This window comes from Pantoea eucrina, from assembly GCF_020079945.1.
Lineage (GTDB): Bacteria > Pseudomonadota > Gammaproteobacteria > Enterobacterales > Enterobacteriaceae > Pantoea > Pantoea eucrina.
Window position 1 is genome coordinate 1,722,076 of the sequence record NZ_CP083448.1, and the last position, 21,605, is coordinate 1,743,680.

The window sequence follows — 21,605 nt, forward strand, 5'->3', positions numbered from 1 at the left end:
AGAAAAGAAGCCGGGCAAGCCCGGCTTTTTTTTAGTTCAGCATATTGCGGATAACATAGTGCAGTATGCCGTCATTGCGGTAGTAAGTCAGTTCCGTTGCCGTATCGATACGGCAGCGTGCGGCCACCTGCTCCTCACTGCCGTCTGCGCGGGTCAGAGTAACATTGACCGTGCAGCCCGGCGTCAGCTGCGTCAGGTCAGCAATATCTATCCGCTCCTCACCGGTTAACTGCAGCGTCTTACGGGTAACGCCCGCCGGGAACTCCAGCGGCAGGATCCCCATACCAATCAGGTTTGAACGGTGAATACGCTCAAAAGACTCAGCGATCACGACGCGTACTCCCTGCAGGCGCGGTCCTTTAGCAGCCCAGTCGCGGCTGGAACCTGAACCGTACTCTTTCCCGGCCACCACGGCGAGCGGCACGCCCTCTTCTTTATATTTCATTGCGGCATCATAAATAGCCAGCGTTTCATTACCCGGAAAATGCCGGGTGTAGCCGCCTTCCGTACCGGGCACCATTTCATTGCGGATACGAATATTGGCAAAGGTACCGCGCATCATTACTTCATGGTTACCACGGCGCGACCCGTAGGAGTTAAAGTCGTTACGCTCTATGCCTTTCGCCAGCAGATAGCGTCCCGCCGGACTCTCAGCCTTAATACTCCCCGCAGGCGAAATGTGGTCAGTGGTGACTGAGTCACCCAGCATCGCCAGAATACGGGCGCCGCGAATATCTTCAACCGGCTTTGGCGTTTTCTCCATGTCATCAAAGAAAGGTGAAAGGCGGATATAGGTCGATCCTTCATCCCAGTCGTAGGTTGCCGCTTCACTCACGGAGATTTGCTGCCAGTCCGGCGTCCCGTCAAACACTTCCGCATACTCTTTGCGGAACATGCTGCTGTTAACCAGCTGCACCGAGGCGGCGATCTCTTCCGGTGATGGCCAGATATCTTTGAGATAAACATCTTTGCCGGTCTGATCCTGACCGATAGGCTCGCTCTGCAGATTGATGTTCATATTGCCGGCCAGCGCATAGGCCACCACCAGCGGGGGTGAAGCCAGCCAGTTAGTTTTAATCAGCGGATGTATACGGCCTTCAAAATTACGGTTCCCGGAGAGCACGGCGCCAACGGTCAGATCGCCCTCTTTTATAACGCTTTCGATCTCATCCGGCAGTGGCCCTGAGTTACCAATACAGGTTGTACAGCCATACCCCACCAGGTTGAAACCGAGTTTGTCCAGGTAAGGCGTGAGACGGGCTGTGGCCAGATAGTCAGATACCACTTTTGATCCGGGGGCCAGGGAAGCTTTTACCCACGGCTGGCGCTTCAGCCCGCGCTCAACCGCTTTTTTTGCCAGCAGGCCGGCGGCCATCAGCACGCTGGGGTTTGACGTATTGGTACAGGAAGTAATCGCGGCAATAACTACCGCACCATCATCAAGCTGATGCGACTGGCGGGTTTCACTGTCGCGGTAACTGACCGCTTTATGCGGCTTTTGTGCTTGGTTGATCTCCAGCTCATTACTGGCGGCAAACGCGGCGGGCACATCGCCCAGCGCCACCCGATCCTGCGGGCGCTTAGGTCCTGCGATACTCGATTCGACGTCAGCCATATCCAGCGCCAGCGTGCTGGTAAAGATCGGCTCGTCGCCCGCATTTCGCCACAGGCCCTGCTGCTTCGCATACGCTTCCGTCAATTTAACCTGCTGCTCATCGCGCCCGGTCAGCGTCATATAGCTCAGGGTGACGTCATCAATCGGGAAGAAACCGCAGGTGGCACCATATTCGGGTGCCATGTTAGCGATCGTTGCGCGATCGGCCAGCGGCAGATCGGCCAGCCCGTCACCGTAGAATTCGACAAATTTGCCGACAACGCCATGCTTACGCAGCATCTGGGTAACGGTCAGCACCAGATCGGTCGCGGTAATGCCCGGACGCAGTTTGCCAGTCAGCTTAAAGCCAACCACATCGGGAATAAGCATTGAAACCGGCTGACCCAGCATAGCCGCTTCCGCTTCGATGCCGCCAACGCCCCAGCCCAGCACGCCCAGCGCATTGATCATCGTGGTATGCGAGTCGGTACCCACCAGCGTATCAGGCCAGGCAACGTTTTTGCCCTCCAGCTCTTCATGCCAGACGGATTTACCCAGATATTCCAGATTAACCTGATGACAGATGCCGGTACCCGGCGGCACCACGCGGAACCGGTTGAACGCTTTCTGTCCCCAGCGCAGGAAAACGTAGCGCTCGTGATTACGTTCCATCTCCAGCCTGACGTTTTCGCCAAAGGCGTCATCGTTACCGAAGCGATCGACGGTTACGGAGTGGTCAATAACCAGATCCACCGGGGACAAAGGGTTAACTTTTGCCACATCTCCGCCCAGTCGTGCGACTGCTTCGCGCATAGCGGCAAGATCGACCACGGCGGGTACGCCGGTAAAATCCTGCATCAGCACGCGTGCCGGACGATATGCAATCTCCCGGTCAGCGTGGGCGGTTTGCTGCCAGTCTGCCAGCGCCTGAATATCTTCAAGGGTAACGGACTCGCCATCCTGCCAGCGCAGCAGGTTTTCCAGCAGCACTTTCATCGATTTCGGTAAGCGATCAATATTGCCGGTATGCTGTGCGGCTTTAGCCAGACTGTAATAATGATAGGTGTGTGCCCCGACCGCCAGCGTATCCTGACTTTGCTCGCGTAATGTTAACGACATGTCTCCTCCTTTAATTCCTTAGGCTAAACCTCAGAGAGTGCAAGGTTTAGCTTAAAGATAGACCACATTTTCGTTAACGTTTTGATAACAACCCGAAAGGGCACTGGGTGCTACAAACAAAAATGCCCCGACCTGAGTCGGGGCATTTCCATAAATTCGGTGATAAGAAGCGTCGGTTACATAAGAGCCCAGGCTGCCGCTGCCCAGAAGGCAAATGAGAAAGCATAAACGCTAAGCCATGAAAAAGTGGTTGTATTCATTCGTCACTCCTTCCCGGTTCTCGGGCTAAATTTTCTTTAATCTTCAGTAATCTACTGTCGACGCTTATTTGCAGTGTAAGGTCATGGGCTTTTTGCTGGCCCGCCGGAATAACCGGAAAAAAATCAAAGCAACATCAGATGCTAAAAATAAGTGCAACAACAATTATTTGAGTTTTGGATCCATAAAAGATTCGATAAAGCTGCGCTGCTTGTCACTCAGATCCCAGGAAGCAGGAATCGCTACAGACTGCTCAGCAGCAGGAGCTTCTTTTGCTTTGCACGCAGGTGTATTTGGCTGCCGTGCAGTGACCGGATATTTACGACTGAGTGAGTTTGCCCACATGGCTTAGCCCCATAAACGCCAAATCATTAATGCCACCACTACCCAGAACAGCGCTGAAGCAGCGAAGACAGCCAACCAGGCTTTGCGACGGGTGTTACCGGTACGCTGAACCTTGGTGCTCTTAGCCCGGAAGTCGGGTTGTACAGTTATTCTCGTAGCCATAGTTTTTGATAATCACTCTCAACAAAACGATTGATAACAACGATTAAGATTTAGGATGAATCCTAAACTTCTTAAGTCCAAAAATCCAGTTATTTTTATTGAGCACAACGATTAACGCTATTAATCAAAGCTTCGAAAACTGATTAGCCTTATTGAAACACAGACCTCAGAACTATTAAAAAAACGGCGACCGAAATTTGGGTTAAACAACAATTAGTACCACTTTAAATTTGAGTTAAATAAGAAACCTCAGTAATAAAGCCCTTCTTCATCAGGTGTTAACTGGAGTATGGGAATAATCCTGGCAGTGTGCAAAGAAGTGAACCGAAAAATGTGTACTGTTTCTCAATTAATTAATAACAATGAAAAAACCTGTGATGCATGTTTTATTTACAGAAAAATGTCAGCTTTTGTTGAACTACTGATGGCGCTAAGCGAGGGGAAACCTGAAGGTGCCCACTGGACACCCCGGTAAATTCATGATTTGGCGAATTATTTGAAAGGGAGTTTGATATCGCGGAACATCGCTTCAATGTCGTCATTGGAGCGCAGAGCAACAGCGGTGTCTACCACATCACGCGTGAGATGCGGTGCAAATCGCTGAATAAAATCATACATATAGCTGCGCAGGAAGGTGCTGCGGCGGAAGCCTATTTTGGTCGTACTATTGGTGAAAATCTCTGAAGCTTCAATGCGAACCAGATCCGGATCGGCTACCGGGTCAACCGCCATACTGGCAATCACACCCACACCTAAGCCAAGCCGTACATAAGTTTTAATTACATCTGCGTCAGTTGCGGTAAACACGATACGCGGGGTCAGACCTGCACGATTAAACGCTGTATCGAGCTCGGAGCGGCCGGTAAAACCAAAGGTGTAGGTTACCAGTGGGAAATCGGCCAGCTCCTCTATAGTCACGTTGTCTTTGCCTGCCAGCGGATGGTCGGGCGTTACCACAATCGCACGATTCCAGTGGTAACAGGGCAGCATGATGAGATCGTCGTAGAGGTGCAGGGCTTCAGTAGCAATGGCAAAGTCAGCGTTGCCCTTGGATACCGCTTCAGCAATCTGCGTAGGGGAGCCCTGATGCATATGCAGTGAAACGCGAGGGTAGCGCTCGATAAATCCTTTGATTACGCCCGGCAGCGCATAGCGCGCCTGCGTATGCGTGGTGGCGACATAAAGCGATCCCTTGTCAGGCCAGGTGTGTTCGCCCGCTACGGATTTAATCGCATCAACTTTTGATAATACTTCACGTGCTATGCGGATAATCTCTTCACCGGCTGGCGTAACCTGCGTCAGATGTTTGCCGCTGCGGGCAAATATCTGCACCCCCAGCTCATCTTCAAGCATACGTACCTGTTTGCTGATGCCAGGCTGTGAGGTATAGAGACCTTCAGCGGTTGATGAGACGTTGAGATTGTGATTGACCACTTCCACGATATAGCGCAACTGCTGCAGTTTCATAGTTATATCTTCCCGTTAGCGACTAACGTACGTGCCGGCAGCCGCCCATGATGCAGATGTGAGGAACAGAGCGAATTGAGAATAGAAAAACTATAACAACTATATCAGTTTTTAACCGAATAAAGAACGTTAGGTTATAAGGCGGGGAAAGTAAACGGGGCTGGCAGATGCCAGCCCCGGAGAGTTATTTTTTCGCTTCCTGCCATTTACCGTCAATATAGAACATTGACCAGCCGGTTGCTTTACCCTCTTTTTCAGACGAAACGTACTGCTGTTTTGTCTTGCGGCTAAAACGCACCAGGGTTTTATTTCCTTCCGGATCGGCTGCCGGTGCCTCTGCCAGATATTTAAGCTTTTCCGGCAGACGGTCAGCGAAGCGCTTCAGCTCTTCCACCAGCGGCGCGCGGGTCTCGCGCGATTTCGGGAACGTATTAGCCGCAAGGAAGACGCCGGCTGCTCCGTCACGCAGCACAAAATAGGCATCTGACTTCTCGCACGGCAGCTCAGGCAGCGGTACCGGATCCTCTTTCGGCGGCGCGACTTCGCCATTGCGCAGGATTTTACGGGTGTTTTTACACTCTTCGTTGGTACACGCCATATACTTGCCAAAGCGTCCCATCTTAAGGTGCATTTCCGACCCGCATTTCTCGCACTCGACTATAGGGCCATCATAGCCCTTGATGCGAAACTCGCCCTGCTCAATTTCATAGCCATCGCACTCTGGATTGTTACCACAGACGTGCAGCTTGCGGCTGTTATCAATCAGATAGCTGTCCATCGCGGTGCCGCACTTAACGCAGCGGCGGCGGGCACGTAACGCGTTGGTTTCCGCGTCGTCACCCTCTAGCACGTTCAGCACTTCGTTTTCCGGGATCAGATTGATGGTCTGCTTGCAGCGCTCTTTTGGCGGCAGGGCGTAGCCCGAACAGCCGAGGAATACGCCGGTGCTGGCCGTACGAATGCCCATTTTGCGACCGCATGTCGGGCAGTCGATTGAGGTCAGCACCATCTGATTCGGCTGCATGCCGCCCTCTTCCGGATCTTTTTCAGCCTGCTCCAGCTGCTGGCTGAAGTCACTGAAGAAGGAGTCGAGAACGCCTTTCCACTGCGCCTGATTGTTGGCTACCTGATCGAGGCTGTTTTCCATATGAGCGGTGAAATCGTAATTCATCAGCTCGCGGAAATTTTCTTCCAGCCGGTCGGTGACGATCTCACCCATCTTCTCAGCATAAAAACGACGGTTCTCAACGCGTACATAACCACGATCCTGGATAGTGGAAATAATAGACGCGTAGGTTGAGGGACGGCCAATACCGCGCTTCTCCAGCTCGCGCACCAGCGACGCCTCGCTGAATCGCGCCGGAGGCTTGGTAAAATGCTGGCTCGGCTGCAGCGCAGTCAGATCCAGTATTTCCCCTACCGCTACTGGCGGCAGCGTCCTGTCTTCATCGTTTTTACGCAGCGCCGGCATAACGCGCGTCCAGCCATCAAAACGCAGCGTGCGGCCTTTTGCCTTGAGCCTGAATTCGGCTGCGCCTACGGTCAGCGTGGTGGAGTCATATTTAGCCGGGACCATCTGACACGCCACAAACTGGCGCCAGATAAGCTGGTAAAGTTTTTGCGCATCCGCTTCCATATCTTTCAGCTGCTCAGCGCTTACGTTGACATCTGACGGGCGAATCGCTTCGTGCGCTTCCTGCGAATTATCTTTGCTGGTATAGGTCACCGGCGCTTCCGGCAGGTATTTTTTGCCGAACTCGCTGGCGACATAGTCGCGCGCCATGGCCACTGCATCCTGGCTCAGGTTCGTGGAGTCAGTACGCATGTAGGTGATGTGACCCGCTTCATAAAGCCGCTGCGCCATCATCATGGTTTTCTTCACGCCAAAGCCGAGACGTGTGCTCGCAGCCTGCTGCAGCGTTGAGGTAATAAAAGGTGCAGAAGGTTTGCTGCTGGTCGGTTTATCTTCACGATCCAGCACTTCATAACGCGCTTTTTCCAGTATCGCGACCGCCGCGTGCGTCTGCTCGCGGTTAACCGGACGAAACGCTTTGTCGCCCTGATGCGTCACCTGCATCGCCAGCGCATCGCCTTTTGGCGTAGCAAAATCTGCGTCGATCTCCCAGTACTCTTCTGGCACAAACGCTTTGATTTCGCGCTCGCGCTCAACCACCAGACGTACCGCTACCGACTGAACGCGTCCGGCAGAGAGACCGCGGGCGATCTTTTTCCACAGCAGAGGCGAAACCATATACCCCACAACGCGATCCATAAAACGGCGCGCCTGCTGGGCATTAACCCGCTCGATATTCAGTTCACCCGGCTTTTCAAACGCCTGGCGAATCGCATTTTTGGTGATTTCATTAAACACCACCCGGCTGAAACGCTTGTCGTCGCCACCAATGACTTCACGCAGGTGCCAGGCAATGGCTTCTCCTTCGCGGTCAAGGTCGGTTGCGAGATAGATATGATCGGCGTCAGCGGCCAGGCTCTTAAGTTCAGACACAACCTTCTCTTTGCCTGGCAGGATCTGATAATCAGCTTCCCAGCCATGCCACGGATCAACACCCATTCGGTTGACCAGCGCCGCCTTTTCATCTTTTTTAACTTTTTTCCCGGTTTTTACCTTCTCACCGTCAGTACTTTTACGGGTCGTTGAACCACTGGTCGGCAAATCGCGGATATGACCGACGCTGGATTTCACCACGTAGTCATTACCGAGGTATTTATTGATTGTTTTGGCCTTTGCCGGGGACTCAACGATAACGAGTGCTTTACCCATATGTACCTTTACCTGATTGAAACGTCCTGATAAACGGGAGAGGATTAATGCCCCAAAACCCAGTGGGTTTAATATTGCTGCCAGCAATCTGATTTTCAAGCTGGCGGGGACTGCCACTATTCAGTTTAAAACGGTGTGCGCAACCTTATGATTAACTACACTTTTTCCGCCTGACATCATCACACATCCTGGTGTGAACTCCCTGAAAGCTGAATCGCCCACACTCTACCTGATAAAATCTGATACGCAACTTAAATAGCACTCTGTTTAATTTTGCGCCAGCTGCAGGCGTGAACACGGATAAGTGGCAACAGAATGGCAGGTAATATAGAAGGAGAAAATGCGCTGTCAAAAAAAGTCGGATAATTCGGGACAAAAATGGAATTCATTTCACAACCCGGCCGAAGTAAATGGGACTCACCCGTTGCTAAGCATAAAAAACCCGGCCGGAGCCGGGTTTCTGTTACAGCAGAGGCTTTTCGCCACGCTGCCAGATTTTTAGCAACAGCCGTTCTGCCGCCTGGCTGGCGCTGCCGGTAAAACGATCCATCATCTTTTTCTTACGCGCATACTGTACGCCCAGCACGGTGAAGCGCTCCATATGCCGGATAATCAGGGCATCACTGGTGCCGATTTCATCAATCAGACCCAGTTCAAGCGCCTGCTGCCCATACCAGTGTTCGCCGGTCGCTACCCGGTTCATATCCAGCGACGGACGCATTTGCTGCACAAAGCCCTTAAACAGCTGATGCGTTTCATCCAGATCGTGCTGGAACTTCTCACGCCCCTCTTCGGTATTTTCACCAAACAGCGTCAGGGTACGTTTGTACTGGCCTGCAGTATGCAGCTCCACGTCAATATCATTGCGCTTCAGCAGCCGGTTGAAGTTGGGGATCTGCGCCACAACGCCGATTGAACCGATAATGGAGAACGGCGCGGCGACAATGCGATCTGCCACACAGGCCATCATATATCCGCCGCTGGCGGCCACTTTATCTACGGCGGCGGTCAGGCGCAGACCCGCGTCGCGCAGGCGCTGCAGCTGCGACGCTGCCAGACCGTAGCCATGCACCACCCCGCCCGGGCTTTCAAGCCGCAGCAGGACTTCATCACCCGGTTGCGCTACGGCCAGTACAGCGGATACTTCTTCACGCAGGGAGGCGACTTCACCCGCGTCCATGCTGCCTTTAAAGCCAAGCACATAGAGTACCGGCTTCGCGGTTTCAGTGACGCCGTTTTTTGCGTTGCGCTTCTCTGTTTTCGCTTTCAGCTTCTCTTCTTTTTTATGCTGTTTCAGCCAGACTTTTTGTACCTGCGGCTTCATTTTAGCCAGCTGCAGATCCTCTTTTATCTGACGATACTCATCATCCAGATGCGTCACCTGCAGCTGACCGGCGTGATGACGTTTGCGCAACGCAGCATTCAGTATGATAAATACTACGGCCGCAATGGCGATCACTACCGTGACAGCCTTGGCCAGGAAGAGCCCATAGCTGGAGAAAAAATCCATTCTGCCGCCTTATTAAACAGTGAATTACAATTAACAGCTGAGTGTAACTGCTTTAACCCGGTTCGTCGCCTGAAAAGCCCGCAGGCGGCACAGAATGCTCCTCTGTAGCATTGCACCGGCTGGCGAATTCAGGCATAAAGCCAGAAACCTCTACCACTGACTGAAGGAGATTGCTGTGCACTATCAGCCTAAAGGCGATCTACTCGAAAACCGCATTATTCTGGTTACCGGCGCATCAGACGGCATTGGCCGGGAAGCGGCGCTGACCTATGCCCGCTACGGCGCCCGCGTTATCCTGCTCGGACGTAACGCCGTTACCCTGCAGCAGACAGAAGCGGCGATTAACCAGCTTAATAAGCAGCCCGCCAGCTCATACCTGCTGGATCTCGCGACCGCCACGCCTGAATCATGTCAGCAGCTGGCCGCGCAGATTGCTGAGCGCGTGCCGCGTCTGGACGGCGTGCTGCATAACGCCGGTATTCTGGGTGAAATTGTTCCGCTGGCCGATCTTGAGCCGGCCCTCTGGCGCGAGGTGATGCAGATCAACCTCGATGCCACCTTTTATCTGACGCAGGCTCTGCTGCCGCTGTTGCTGAAATCAGAGGCGGGATCGCTGGTATTCACTACCTCCAGCGTAGGCCGCACCGGGCGCGCCGGCTGGGGCGCTTACGCCGTCTCTAAATTTGCCACTGAAGGCATGATGCAGGTGCTCGCCGATGAGTATAAAAACCACGCCCTGCGCGTAAACTGTATCAATCCCGGCGGCACGCGTACGAAGATGCGCGCCAGCGCGTTTCCGGAGGAGGATGCAAACCTGCTGAAAACTCCGGCCGATTTAATGCCGCTTTATCTCTACCTGATGGGCGATGATAGCCGGCGTAAAACGGGCATGAGCTTCGATGCTCAGCCCGGACGTAAAGCGGGTCCGGCCAGCGCATGAGCGATCGCCATCAGCAACGTCAGCAGCGCCTGAAAGAGCAGGTTGACGCGCGCATCGCTGCGGCGACAGAACATCGCGGTATCGTTATGGTATTTACCGGTAACGGTAAGGGAAAAACCACGGCGGCTTTCGGTACGGCGCTGCGCGCCTGCGGCCACGGAAAAAAGGTGGCGGTGGTACAGTTCATTAAGGGGGAGTGGCCCAACGGCGAGCGTAATCTGCTGGCGCAGCACGGGGTTGAGTTTCAGGTAATGGCCACCGGATTTACCTGGGAGACCCAGAGCCGCAGCACGGATACCATCGCCTGCCAGCAGGTCTGGCAGCAGGCACAACGCATGCTGGCTGATAGCGATGTCGACCTGGTGATCCTCGATGAAATCACCTATATGGTGAGCATGGATTATCTGGATCTGGAGGCGCTAATGCTTGCTCTGCAACAGCGTCCGTCTGCGCAAAGCGTGATTATTACCGGACGCGGCTGTCACCGGCGCCTGCTGGAGCTGGCAGATACCGTGACTGAGATGCGCCCGGTAAAACATGCCTTTGATGCCGGCATCCAGGCACAACAGGGAATTGACTGGTAGCCGCTGCCGGGGCAGCGGCACACAGGCATCAGGCGCCGCGTTTGCTGCTGCGGCGCTGACTGGTGTTGCCGGCGCTGCTGTGACGCTTCACTGCGCGGCGGATCTGATTCGCTTTGGTGCGACGGCGATCTTTCTCAACGGCAACTTTGGTGACGGTCTCTTCCGGCATGCCCACCAGCTTACGCAGATAGTTTACCGCGGGCAGCTCCATCTCCATCCAGCCGCCGCGGGGCAGACCTTTTGGCAGCTGAATATCACCGTAACGCACGCGCATCAGGCGGCTAACCTGCACGCCTACCGCTTCCCATAAACGACGCACTTCGCGGTTGCGTCCTTCGGTAAGGGTAACGTTGTACCACTGATTAATCCCTTCACCGCCAGCAAACTTAATGGTTTTAAAGGCAGCCGGGCCATCTTCCAGCTGAACGCCCTTGCTCAGCAGACGCACTTTATCGTCACCCACTTCGCCAAAAACACGTACCGCATATTCGCGTTCAACTTCGCGACTTGGATGCATCAGGCGGTTAGCCAGTTCACCATCGGTAGTAAATAGCAGCAGACCGCAGGTGTTAACGTCCAGACGACCCACGGCCACCCAGCGCGATCCGTGCAGGCGCGGCAGGCGGTCAAACACAGTTGGGCGCCCTTCCGGATCGTTACGGGTACAAAGCTCCCCTTCCGGCTTGTAATAAGCCAGCACGCGGCACACTTCCGTAGTGGACTCGGCAATGGAAACCAGGTGACCATCAATACGAATTTTCAGGCTTTTGTCATTTTCAATGCGATCGCCCAGCGTGGCCAGTTTACCATCTACGCTGACGCGTCCGGCGGAAATCATGGTTTCGATTTCGCGGCGCGAGCCGTGACCGGCACGCGCTAATACTTTCTGTAATTTTTCGCTCATGGAGCTGCCTCGTTGTCGCCTTCCCAGGCGTCGTGGTAAGAATGGGTATGACAGCGGGATTACCACGTCCTCTGTCAGAAACTGTTAACGTTGCGCATCAATCTGATCGGATGCAAACGGCCTGCGATTTTACACCAGCTAAGGTTGCGTTAACACCTTTAACTTTGCTGCCGATAATAGCCGGCCGGCGTTTTCCCGCCTCTGCCGGTTTTGCCGTTCATGACGACAGGCGTTTTTATCTATGGCACTCTCCTGTTTATAGGCTGGTCAATGACCTGGCGATGGAGAAGCCCGCATTATATTGCTGCCTGATGAACCCGACCGGGGAAATCGCTCTAAAGCGATGAGCCCGCTAAACCAGTCTGAATCCCGCCTGCGCGGCAAAATATTGCTATCGCTTACGAAAACCACACAATCATCTACCCAACCATCTTAAAACAAAACTTCACCTTGCCCTGAGCCGGTTGCGCGCATGATTCGCACTACAGGTTGGTTTAAGGCTCTATATTCTGTTTTATTGCTATCTATTAGCGCGCTTAATTTGTGCATAAATAAAAGCGGTGTAAAATAAAGCAGCAGGGCCGATTTAGATTCGCAGAAATATTATTTATTAAGCCTGAAGCTGTTTATAACAAATTATTAACGTTACTCTGCATGACGGCTGTTTTAACGGAGAGTATTCCGTTTATAAGCCCGCACATGCTGACATAATTAATTAGCGTGTCTGCTCTCCTCACCAGGGATGTTACTGACGCGCCTTAAAGAAGATCGTAACAATGAAAATAACCGTACTTTGCCCGGCGCTGTTCGCGCTGGCGCTGACCGGTTGTTCCGTTGGACAGACTGAATACAGCAAAGCGGCGCTTGAACATGTTGATATGAGCGTAACAGGCGTGCCGACAGTGCTGGGTTTGGGTGTTCTCGGTACAACTATTCCCCTTACGCCGGAGTACAGCCTGACAGCGGCGCACGTTGCTAAAACGTCTGTGCAGCGCGTTAAGGCCTATCATCCTTATTGCGACGTTGCGATTATTTATCACAAAAATAGTCCTGATACGCTGGCCAGGTTTCGTACCAGCGCGCCCGGAGAAGCGATTAAAATGTATGGCTACAGTTTTATTTCTGCCATGCCGGTTGAATCGAGCGGCGTTAATTTGGCGCGCACGGCTATTACTAATCGCTGGAATAAAAAACCCTGTATGGCAATGGCATCTAATGCGGGTGTGACTCAGGGAATGTCAGGCGGCGCGGTCTATAACAGTGATGAAACCATTGCCGGAGTGATTGTGGGATACAGTCATGAAATTGCGAACAGACGTAGCAGAAAAGTGATCCTTAAAGATGTGTCACTCTATATTCCCTATGGCGATTTTAAGCGCTGGCTTGAGCGCAATCTCAGCCAGGCGCCTGTCACGTAGCGACACCTGGCCTGGCCGGGCGATTAGCTAAATGGCCGCGTATCTCCGGCACCTGCGCGCACCACGACCGGCGTGTCTTCCGTCAGGTCGACAACCGTCGTCGGCTGTTGCCCCAGCGTGCCGCCATCGAGGATCAGATCGACCAGTTTTCCGATGCTGTGCTGGATCTCTTCCGGATCGGATTCCGTAAAGTCATTACCGGGCAGCATCAGTGATGTCGACATCATCGGCTCATTCAGTCGCTCAAGCAGCGCCAGCGCAACCGGATGCGAAGGCACGCGCAGCCCGATGGTTTTGCGTTTGTCATTCATCAGGCGGCGCGGCACCTCTTTCGTCGCCTTGAGAATAAAAGTGTAATTACCTGGGGTGTTGTTTTTCAGGATACGAAAGGCTGAGTTGTCGACCTGAGAGTAAACCGAAAGCTCTGAGAGGTCGCGACACATCAGCGTAAAGTTGTGGTTACCATCCAGCTGACGGATACGGCAGATACGTTCCATCGCGTTTTTTTCTTCCAGCCGGCACCCCAGCGCATAGCCGGAGTCGGTGGGATAGACAATGACGCTGCCTTTATTGAGATAATCCACCGCCTGATTAATCAGGCGCGGCTGCGGGTTATCAGGATGAATGTGAAAACGTTGACTCATAAAAACCTCTTGTCATCTGTCTCAGGCAGTTGAAGCGGGGGCCAGAGCGGGAAAGCGTTCCCAGACGGGTTCAACGCCACCCGGCAGCCAGAGTTTACGCCCCAGCTCAATCCAGGGACAGGGTTGGTGAAAGTCGGACCCCTGCGATGCTGCCAGTTGATTATCGCGCGCATAGCCTGCCAGCTGGGTGCGTTCGTTAGGCGGCTGCTGACACTGCGCCACCTCGATCGCGTCGCCTCCCGCTTGTGCGAAAAAGGCAATCAGCCGCTTCAGCCATTTTGCCGACAGGCCGTAGCGTCCCGGATGCGCCAGCACCGCGACGCCGCCGGAATGATGAATAGCTTCAATAGCTTGTTCAATTGTACACCATTGTGGTGGCACATAGCCGGTTTTGCCACGCGCCAGATAGTGTTTGAACACCTGGGCCATATTCTCAGCTTTACCCTGTTCAATCAGATAACGGGCAAAATGACCGCGCGTAATCACCCCACCCTGTGCCAGCCGCTGTGCGCCCGCCAGTGCGTCGGGGATGCGGGCCCGCTCCAGCCGTTCAGCAATCTGCAGCGCCCGCTCATAACGACACTGGTGCTGCGCTGCCAGAAAGGCCTTAAGTGCCGGATGATCGCAATCGATATTCAGGCCTGCGATATGAATTTCGTGATTTTCCCACAGCGTGGACGCTTCCAGACCGGCCAGCACTTTTATCGGCAGTTTCTGCTCCTGTGCAAACGCCTGCGCCTCAGCAACGCCCGCGACCGTATCGTGATCGGTAATGGCCAGCACGCCAACTTGCTTATCAACCGCGCGCTGAACCAGGGCCGCTGGGGTCAGCAATCCATCGGAGGCGCGGGTATGGCTGTGAAGATCGTAAAGCGGGAAACGGCTGATATCTGACAAAGTAACTCCGGAGCACGGCTAAAAATCAGCGGGCATGATAGCGATTTTGTTGTTAACTGAGAAAGGGTATTGACATTTTTCACCCGAACCAGTTAACTAGTACACAAGTTCACACACAGTGGGTATCTGCCATGAGTCAGGTAGCAATGCGGTTAACAGATAGCTGGCGTACGTCTTCCTGTAACGGGTGGCGTTATTGTGCACAAGCCTGATTGCTGTGCAGATACCTGAGCCCGCCACCATGCGGGCTTTTTTTTGAGCGAATTTCAGAGAAATTATCATGGCAAATGCGAAACCTACATTGAAGTTGATTACCGGAAACGCACCCTATCGCGAAGATCCGGCCGCGGTGTTTCATCAACTGTGCGGCGCACGTCCGGCCACTCTGCTGCTTGAGTCTGCGGACATCGACAGCAAAAAAAATCTGAAAAGCCTGCTGATTGTTGATAGTGCACTGCGCATCAGCGCCCTTGGTCAGACCGTGACTTTACAGGCGCTCTCTGAAAATGGCCGTGCCCTGCTGCCGTTGCTGGATGCCGCTCTGCCTGAGAGCGTAAAAATCGACGTTCGTCCGGATGGTCGTGAGCTGCATTTTGCTACGGCGAATGATGTACAGGATGAAGATTCGCGGCTAAAAGCCTTCTCGGTGTTTGATGCGCTGCGTCTGATTCCGCAACTGGTTAATACACCTGCCGATGAGCGTGAAGCGATGCTGCTGGGCGGACTGTTTGCTTACGACCTGGTCGCCGGCTTTGAAGCGCTGCCGGCGCTGCGCAACGACCAGCGCTGTCCCGACTACTGCTTCTATCTGGCGGAAACGCTGCTGATTATCGACCACCAGCAGGGTTCAGCCCGCCTGCAGGCGAGCCTGTTTACGCCGTCAACCAGTGAGTTTCAGCGTCTGCAGAGCCGTATTGAGCAGCTGCACGGCCAGATGACACAGCCGGCGCCCGCCCTGCCGGTGCAGCGCGTGGAACAGATGACGCTCAGCACCAGCCAGAGCGATGATGCTTACTGCGAGGTGGTGGCGTCGCTGCAGCAGGCTATCCGCATCGGTGAAATTTTCCAGGTCGTGCCGTCGCGCCGCTTCTCGCTACCCTGTCCGTCACCGCTTGCCGCTTATGAAACGCTGAAGAACAGCAATCCCAGCCCCTATATGTTCTTTATGCAGGATCGGGAATTCGCCCTGTTTGGTGCCTCACCGGAAAGCTCGCTGAAGTATGACGCGCAGTCGCGCCAGATTGAGATCTACCCCATTGCCGGCACCCGCCCGCGCGGCCGCCATGCCGACGGCTCGCTGGATCGCGATCTCGACAGCCGTATCGAGCTGGAGATGCGTACCGATCATAAAGAGCTGGCCGAACATCTGATGCTGGTGGATCTGGCGCGTAACGACCTTGCCCGTATCTGCAAACCCGGCAGTCGTTACGTTGCCGATCTGACCAAAGTTGACCGCTACTCTTTTGTTATGCATCTGGTCTCCCGCGTGGTCGGCACGCTGCGTGACGATCTGGATGTCCTGCACGCCTACCGCGCCTGTATGAATATGGGCACGCTGAGCGGCGCGCCTAAAGTACGCGCCATGCAGCTGATTGCTGAAAAAGAGGGCACGCGGCGCGGCAGTTACGGCGGTGCCGTAGGCTACTTCACGGCGACCGGCGATCTCGATACCTGCATCGTGATCCGTTCCGCCTGGGTCGAAGAAGGTGTGGCTACAGTGCAGGCGGGTGCCGGCGTGGTGCTGGATTCTGTCCCGCAGGCTGAAGCGGATGAAAGCCGCAACAAAGCACGCGCAGTTCTGCGCGCTATCGCAACCGCGCACCACTGCAAGGAGATGTTCTGATGGCTGATATCCTGCTGCTCGATAATATCGACTCGTTTACCTATAACCTGGTGGATCAGCTGCGCAGCTTTGGTCACAACGTAGTGATCTACCGCAACAGCGTGCCGGCTGAGACGCTGATTGCGCGGCTGCAGCAGATGGAAAATCCGGTGCTGATGCTGTCACCCGGTCCTGGCGCGCCGGCTGATGCGGGCTGTATGCCAGCCCTGCTGCAGGCGCTGCGCGGCCAGCTGCCCATTATCGGTATCTGTCTGGGTCATCAGGCTATCGTTGAAGCGTATGGCGGCCACGTGGGCCAGGCGGGTGAAATTCTGCATGGTAAGGCGTCTGCGGTAGAGCATGACGGCAGCGCGATGTTCAGCGGCCTGAGTAATCCGCTGCCGGTGGCACGCTATCACTCGCTGGTGGGGAGTAATACGCCCGCTGAGCTGACGGTTAACGCCAGCTACAACGGCATGGTCATGGCCGTGCGGCATGATGCCGATCGCGTCTGCGGCTTTCAGTTCCATCCTGAATCGATTCTCACCACCCAGGGCGCACGCCTGCTTGAGCAGACGCTGGCCTGGGCGCTGGCGCAGTAACAGGGAGATAAAGATGCAAACTATTCTGGAAAAACTGTATCAGGCGCAAACGCTGAGCCAGGCGGAGAGCCACCAGCTGTTCAGCGCCATTATTACCGGTCAGCTGGAGCCCACTCAGCTGGCCGCAGCGCTGATTGCCATGAAAGTGCGCGGCGAGCAGCCACAGGAGATAGCCGGCGCCGCATCGGCGCTGCTGGCTGATGCCAAACCTTTCCCGCGTCCTGACTATGCGTTTGCTGATATCGTCGGCACCGGAGGCGACGGCAGTAACAGCATTAATATCTCGACCGCCAGCGCGTTTGTGGCCGCAACCTGCGGCCTTAAAGTGGCCAAACATGGTAATCGCAGCGTCTCCAGCAAATCCGGCTCCTCCGATCTGCTGGCAGCGTTTGGTATTAATCTGGACATGCCCGCGCAGCAGGCGCGCCAGGCGCTGGACGATCTTAATGTCTGTTTCCTGTTTGCGCCGCAGTACCATACCGGCTTTCGTCACGCAATGCCGGTGCGTCAGCAGCTGAAATCGCGCACGCTGTTCAACGTGCTCGGCCCGCTGATCAATCCGGCCCGACCGCCGCTGGCGGTGATTGGCGTGTACAGCCCGGAGCTGGTGCTGCCCATCGCGCAAACGCTGAAGGTGCTCGGCTATCAGCGGGCCGCTGTGGTCCACGGCGGCGGAATGGATGAGGTCGCTCTGCACAGCGCCACGCAGGTGGCTGAGCTGCGCGAAGGGGAAATTACCTGCTATCAGCTGACGCCGGATGACTTTGGTTTTGGCATGCATGACAAAGAGGCGCTGGCGGGCGGGACGCCGGAAGAAAACCGTGACATTCTGACCCGTTTACTTCAGGGTAAAGGAGAGCCCGCGCATGAGCAGGCGGTCGCCGTTAACGTGGCGATGCTGCTGAAAGTGTTTGGTCATGAAGACCTGCGCGACAACGCGGAGCGGGCCATTGCCGCGATTCGCAGCGGACAGGCTTATGAGCGCGTGGTTGCACTGGCAGCGAGAGGATGAGATGAGTATTAAAGGCACCGTATTAGAGAAAATTGTGCAGGATAAGGCGATCTGGATAGCAGAGCGTCAGCAGCAGCAGCCGCTGGAGACATTCCACCCGGAACTGCAGCCGGCAACGCGCTCTTTTTATGACGCCCTGCGCGGCACCCGCACCGTTTTTATCCTTGAGTGTAAAAAAGCGTCACCGTCAAAAGGGGTGATCCGCGAGGATTTCGATCCTGCCGCCATCGCCGCCGTCTATCGTCATCACGCGTCTGCCATTTCGGTACTGACGGATGAGAAATATTTTCAGGGTGACTTCGCTTTTCTGCCGATTGTCAGCGCGGCGGTGACCCAGCCCGTGCTGTGCAAAGATTTTATCATCGACCCCTATCAGATCTACCTGGCGCGCCACTACCAGGCGGACGCCATCCTGCTGATGCTCTCCGTACTGGATGATGAACAGTACCGGCAGCTCGCCGCAGTGGCTCACAGCCTGAACATGGGCATCCTGACCGAAGTCAGCAATGAGGCGGAGCTGGAACGGGCGATTGCCCTCGACGCTCAGGTGGTGGGCATCAACAACCGCGACCTGCGCGATCTTTCGATCGATCTTAACCGCACCCGCGAGCTGGCACCGCGCCTCAGTCACGGCGTCACGGTCATCAGTGAATCCGGTATTCATAATTATGCGCAGGTGCGTGAGCTGAGCCGCTTTGCTAACGGTTTTCTCATCGGCTCGGCGCTGATGGAAGAGGCTGACCTGGCAGCTGCGGTACGTCGCGTGCTGCTGGGTGATAATAAAGTGTGCGGCCTGACGCAGCCGGAAGCGGCGCGCGCCGCCAGTGAAGCGGGAGCCCTGTATGGCGGCCTGATTTTTGCTGAAGGCTCACCGCGCAAAATCGATACTGTCCAGGCACACCGCGTGATGGCCGCAGCGCCGCTGCGCTATGTGGGCGTGTTTCGTAATGCGCCGGTTGGTGACGTTGTCACGTTGGCGGTAGAGCTGAATCTGGCAGCAGTGCAGTTGCATGGCGCCGAAGATCGCGACTATGTTGCCACGCTGCGTCAGGCGCTGCCGCCACAGACGCAAATCTGGAAAGCGCTGAGTGTCAAAGAGAGCCTGCCGGCGCGCGACTGGCCGCACGTTGATCGCTACGTGTTTGATAATGGCCAGGGCGGCAGCGGGCAGCAGTTTGACTGGTCGCTGCTGCAGGGAAAGTCGCTGGACAACGTGCTGCTGGCTGGCGGTCTCGCCGCTGATAACTGCGTGACGGCAGCCCAGCTGGGCTGCGCTGGTCTTGATTTTAACTCCGGCGTGGAGTCCGCCCCTGGCATAAAAGATGCCGGCAAAATTGCTGCGGTATTTACCACATTACGCGCTTACTAATGTTGCTGGCCCGCCAGTGCGGGCCGTTGAGGAAAGATCAATTATGTCGACGTTATTGAATCCCTATTTTGGTGAATTTGGCGGCCAGTACGTTCCGCAAATCCTGATGCCGGCTCTGCGCCAGCTGGAAGCTGCTTTTGTTGAAGCGCAGCGCGATCCTGAGTTTCAGCAGGAGTTTACCGATCTGCTGAAAAATTACGCTGGTCGTCCGACGGCGCTGACCCTGTGCCGTAATCTGACTCAGGGGACGAAAACCCGCCTCTATCTGAAGCGCGAAGATCTGCTGCATGGCGGCGCGCATAAAACCAATCAGGTACTGGGTCAGGCGCTGCTGGCAAAGCGAATGGGGAAAAATGAGATCATTGCGGAAACCGGCGCCGGCCAGCATGGTGTCGCCTCCGCGCTCGCCTGCGCGCTGCTCGGCATGAAGTGCCGTATTTATATGGGGGCGAAAGATGTTGAGCGTCAGTCTCCCAATGTGTTCCGGATGCGGTTGATGGGCGCGGAAGTGATCCCGGTTCACAGCGGCTCAGCTACGCTGAAAGATGCCTGTAACGAGGCGCTGCGCGACTGGTCAGGCAGCTATGAGACCGCACACTATATGCTGGGAACCGCAGCAGGTCCGCACCCCTTCCCGACCATCGTGCGCGAATTCCAGCGTATGATCGGCGAAGAGACCAAAGCGCAGATCCTCGAAGCGGAAGGCCGCCTGCCCGATGCCGTGCTGGCGTGCGTAGGCGGCGGCTCCAATGCGATTGGCATGTTTGCTGATTTCATTGAAGAGAGCAGCGTGGGCCTGATTGGTATTGAACCCGCTGGCCACGGTATTGAAAGCGGCGAGCACGGCGCGCCACTGAAGCACGGCCGGGTTGGTATCTATTTTGGTATGAAAGCGCCAATGATGCAGACCGAAGAGGGCCAGATTGAAGAGTCTTATTCTATCTCCGCCGGCCTCGACTTTCCGTCAGTTGGTCCGCAGCACGCGCATCTGAACAGCATCGGGCGCGCAGAGTATGTCTCCATTACCGATGATGAAGCGCTCGACGCGTTTAAAACGCTGTGCCGCGCAGAAGGGATTATTCCGGCCCTGGAATCGTCTCATGCGCTGGCCCATGCGCTGAAAATGATGCGGGCAAATCCGGAAAAAGAGCAGCTGCTGGTGGTTAACCTTTCCGGTCGCGGCGATAAAGATATTTTCACGGTTCACGATCTGCTTAAAGCGAAAGGAGAGATTTGATGGAGCGTTATAATCAGCTGTTTTCACGCCTGTCAGCGCGTCAGGAAGGCGCGTTTGTCCCTTTTGTTACGCTGGGCGATCCCTCTCCGGAGCTCTCACTGCAGATTATCGATACGCTGGTTGAAGGCGGCGCTGATGCGCTGGAGCTGGGGATCCCTTTCTCCGATCCGCTGGCAGATGGACCCACCATTCAGAGCGCCACGCTGCGGGCTTTTGCGGCCGGCACCACGGTGGCGCAATGCTTTGAAATGCTGCAGGTAGTGCGGCAGAAATACCCCGATCTGCCCATTGGTTTACTGATGTACGCTAATCTGGTGTTCAGCCGCGGCATCGATACGTTCTATGCGCAGTGTGCCGCCGCGGGCGTCGACTCGGTACTGGTCGCTGATGTGCCAGTTGAAGAGTCAGCCCCCTTCCGCCAGGCTGCGCTGCGTCACAACATTGCGCCGATTTTTATCTGCCCGCCTAATGCCAGCGATGACCTGCTGCGTGAACTGGCTCAGCATGGCCGCGGTTACACTTATCTGCTGTCGCGCGCAGGGGTGACCGGTGCTGAAAACCGCGCCAGTCAGCCGCTTCACCATCTGATTGATAAACTGCGTGAGTTTCAGGCGCCGCCTGCCCTGCAGGGGTTCGGCATCTCCGAGCCGGAGCAGGTACGTGAAGCGATTGCTGCAGGCGCAGCGGGAGCGATCTCCGGTTCCGCCATTGTACGCATCATTGAGAAAAATCAGCGCGACCCGGCAACGCTGCTGCGTGAGCTGAAAGCCTTTGTCAGCGGCCTGAAAGCGGCCACCCGCTAATCGCTGTGGCTCCGTCACTCCGACGGGGCCACACTCTTTTTTCCGCCACCCCCATCCTTTCTGCCTGAGCGCCAGCTTTTTTCACTTTTTCTCTGCCAGCAGGTTGCCGATTATTCAGGGCCGACCCACACTTAAA

16 protein-coding genes and 1 pseudogene are annotated in these 21,605 nt (G+C 55.2%); 8 read left to right on the forward strand and 9 right to left on the reverse strand.

The features are described 5' to 3' along the window. Nucleotides 1–31 precede the first annotated feature (31 nt). The 6 genes from acnA to sohB all read right to left on the reverse strand — a co-directional run bounded on the left by acnA (nucleotide 32) and on the right by sohB (nucleotide 9,237). Nucleotides 32–2,713 carry an aconitate hydratase AcnA gene (gene acnA / locus LAC65_RS08075; protein ID WP_039384572.1) on the reverse strand — a complete coding sequence of 894 codons (2,682 nt, stop codon included), beginning with the start codon at nucleotides 2,711–2,713 and terminating at the stop codon, nucleotides 32–34. Nucleotides 2,714–3,136: 423 nt separating this feature from the next. After that, nucleotides 3,137–3,316 (reverse strand): hypothetical protein, encoded by a 180-nt coding sequence (locus LAC65_RS08080; RefSeq protein WP_039384574.1) that lies wholly within the window; start codon nucleotides 3,314–3,316, stop codon nucleotides 3,137–3,139. Nucleotides 3,317–3,319: 3 nt separating this feature from the next. Further along, complete coding sequence (locus tag LAC65_RS08085) at nucleotides 3,320–3,478, reverse strand: YmiA family putative membrane protein (protein WP_071668859.1); 159 nt, start codon at nucleotides 3,476–3,478, stop codon at nucleotides 3,320–3,322. Between the two features lie 492 nt (nucleotides 3,479–3,970). Next, nucleotides 3,971–4,945, reverse strand: coding sequence for an HTH-type transcriptional regulator CysB (cysB, locus tag LAC65_RS08090; protein WP_039384577.1), 975 nt, complete (start codon nucleotides 4,943–4,945; stop codon nucleotides 3,971–3,973). A 184-nt stretch (nucleotides 4,946–5,129) separates the two neighbouring features. Beyond that, entirely contained in the window at nucleotides 5,130–7,727 is a 2,598-nt protein-coding gene (gene topA / locus LAC65_RS08095) for a type I DNA topoisomerase (RefSeq protein ID WP_039384579.1), read from the reverse strand. Between the two features lie 463 nt (nucleotides 7,728–8,190). Further along, a complete protein-coding gene (sohB, locus tag LAC65_RS08100) occupies nucleotides 8,191–9,237 on the reverse strand; it encodes a protease SohB (protein WP_039384581.1) in 1,047 nt (348 codons plus the stop codon). 175 nt (nucleotides 9,238–9,412) lie between these two features. On the opposite strand from sohB, the gene LAC65_RS08105 reads away from it, so the two are divergent. Both LAC65_RS08105 and cobO read left to right on the forward strand, forming a co-directional pair. Further along, on the forward strand, nucleotides 9,413–10,177 hold the full coding sequence (locus LAC65_RS08105) for a YciK family oxidoreductase (protein ID WP_039384584.1): 765 nt from the start codon (nucleotides 9,413–9,415) through the stop codon (nucleotides 10,175–10,177). Continuing rightward, on the forward strand, nucleotides 10,174–10,761 hold the full coding sequence (gene cobO, locus LAC65_RS08110) for a cob(I)yrinic acid a,c-diamide adenosyltransferase (protein WP_039384586.1): 588 nt from the start codon (nucleotides 10,174–10,176) through the stop codon (nucleotides 10,759–10,761). The genes LAC65_RS08105 and cobO overlap by 4 nt, the downstream gene beginning before the upstream one ends. A 28-nt stretch (nucleotides 10,762–10,789) precedes the next feature. Here cobO and rluB read toward each other — a convergent pair whose 3' ends face one another. Continuing rightward, nucleotides 10,790–11,665, reverse strand: coding sequence for a 23S rRNA pseudouridine(2605) synthase RluB (rluB, locus tag LAC65_RS08115; protein WP_039384587.1), 876 nt, complete (start codon nucleotides 11,663–11,665; stop codon nucleotides 10,790–10,792). A gap of 776 nt (nucleotides 11,666–12,441) precedes the next feature. Here rluB and LAC65_RS08120 point away from each other — a divergent pair. After that, entirely contained in the window at nucleotides 12,442–13,083 is a 642-nt protein-coding gene (locus tag LAC65_RS08120; RefSeq protein WP_039384588.1) for a hypothetical protein, read from the forward strand. A gap of 23 nt (nucleotides 13,084–13,106) precedes the next feature. Here LAC65_RS08120 and LAC65_RS08125 read toward each other — a convergent pair whose 3' ends face one another. Together LAC65_RS08125 and rnm are read right to left on the reverse strand one after the other, a co-directional pair. Beyond that, entirely contained in the window at nucleotides 13,107–13,727 is a 621-nt protein-coding gene (locus LAC65_RS08125) for an L-threonylcarbamoyladenylate synthase (RefSeq protein ID WP_039384591.1), read from the reverse strand. A gap of 21 nt (nucleotides 13,728–13,748) precedes the next feature. Further along, a complete protein-coding gene (gene rnm, locus LAC65_RS08130; protein WP_039384594.1) occupies nucleotides 13,749–14,624 on the reverse strand; it encodes an RNase RNM in 876 nt (291 codons plus the stop codon). 280 nt (nucleotides 14,625–14,904) lie between these two features. Between rnm and LAC65_RS08135 the strand changes: the two genes are divergently transcribed. The 5 genes and pseudogenes from LAC65_RS08135 (at nucleotide 14,905) to trpA (ending at nucleotide 21,469) form a co-directional block, all read left to right on the forward strand. Beyond that, the gene (locus tag LAC65_RS08135) at nucleotides 14,905–16,467 is read left to right on the forward strand and encodes an anthranilate synthase component 1 (RefSeq protein ID WP_039384597.1); all 1,563 of its coding nucleotides are present in this window, start codon (nucleotides 14,905–14,907) and stop codon (nucleotides 16,465–16,467) included. Next, nucleotides 16,467–18,060: pseudogene (gene trpD, locus LAC65_RS08140) on the forward strand (bifunctional anthranilate synthase glutamate amidotransferase component TrpG/anthranilate phosphoribosyltransferase TrpD). The gene LAC65_RS08135 and the pseudogene trpD overlap by 1 nt, the downstream one beginning before the upstream one ends. 7 nt (nucleotides 18,061–18,067) lie before the next feature. After that, the gene (gene trpCF, locus LAC65_RS08145) at nucleotides 18,068–19,429 is read left to right on the forward strand and encodes a bifunctional indole-3-glycerol-phosphate synthase TrpC/phosphoribosylanthranilate isomerase TrpF (RefSeq protein WP_175540472.1); all 1,362 of its coding nucleotides are present in this window, start codon (nucleotides 18,068–18,070) and stop codon (nucleotides 19,427–19,429) included. A gap of 43 nt (nucleotides 19,430–19,472) precedes the next feature. Next, a complete protein-coding gene (gene trpB, locus LAC65_RS08150; RefSeq protein WP_039384608.1) occupies nucleotides 19,473–20,666 on the forward strand; it encodes a tryptophan synthase subunit beta in 1,194 nt (397 codons plus the stop codon). Then, a complete protein-coding gene (gene trpA, locus LAC65_RS08155; RefSeq protein ID WP_039384612.1) occupies nucleotides 20,666–21,469 on the forward strand; it encodes a tryptophan synthase subunit alpha in 804 nt (267 codons plus the stop codon). Before trpB ends, trpA begins: the two co-directional genes overlap by 1 nt. Nucleotides 21,470–21,605 lie beyond the last annotated feature (136 nt).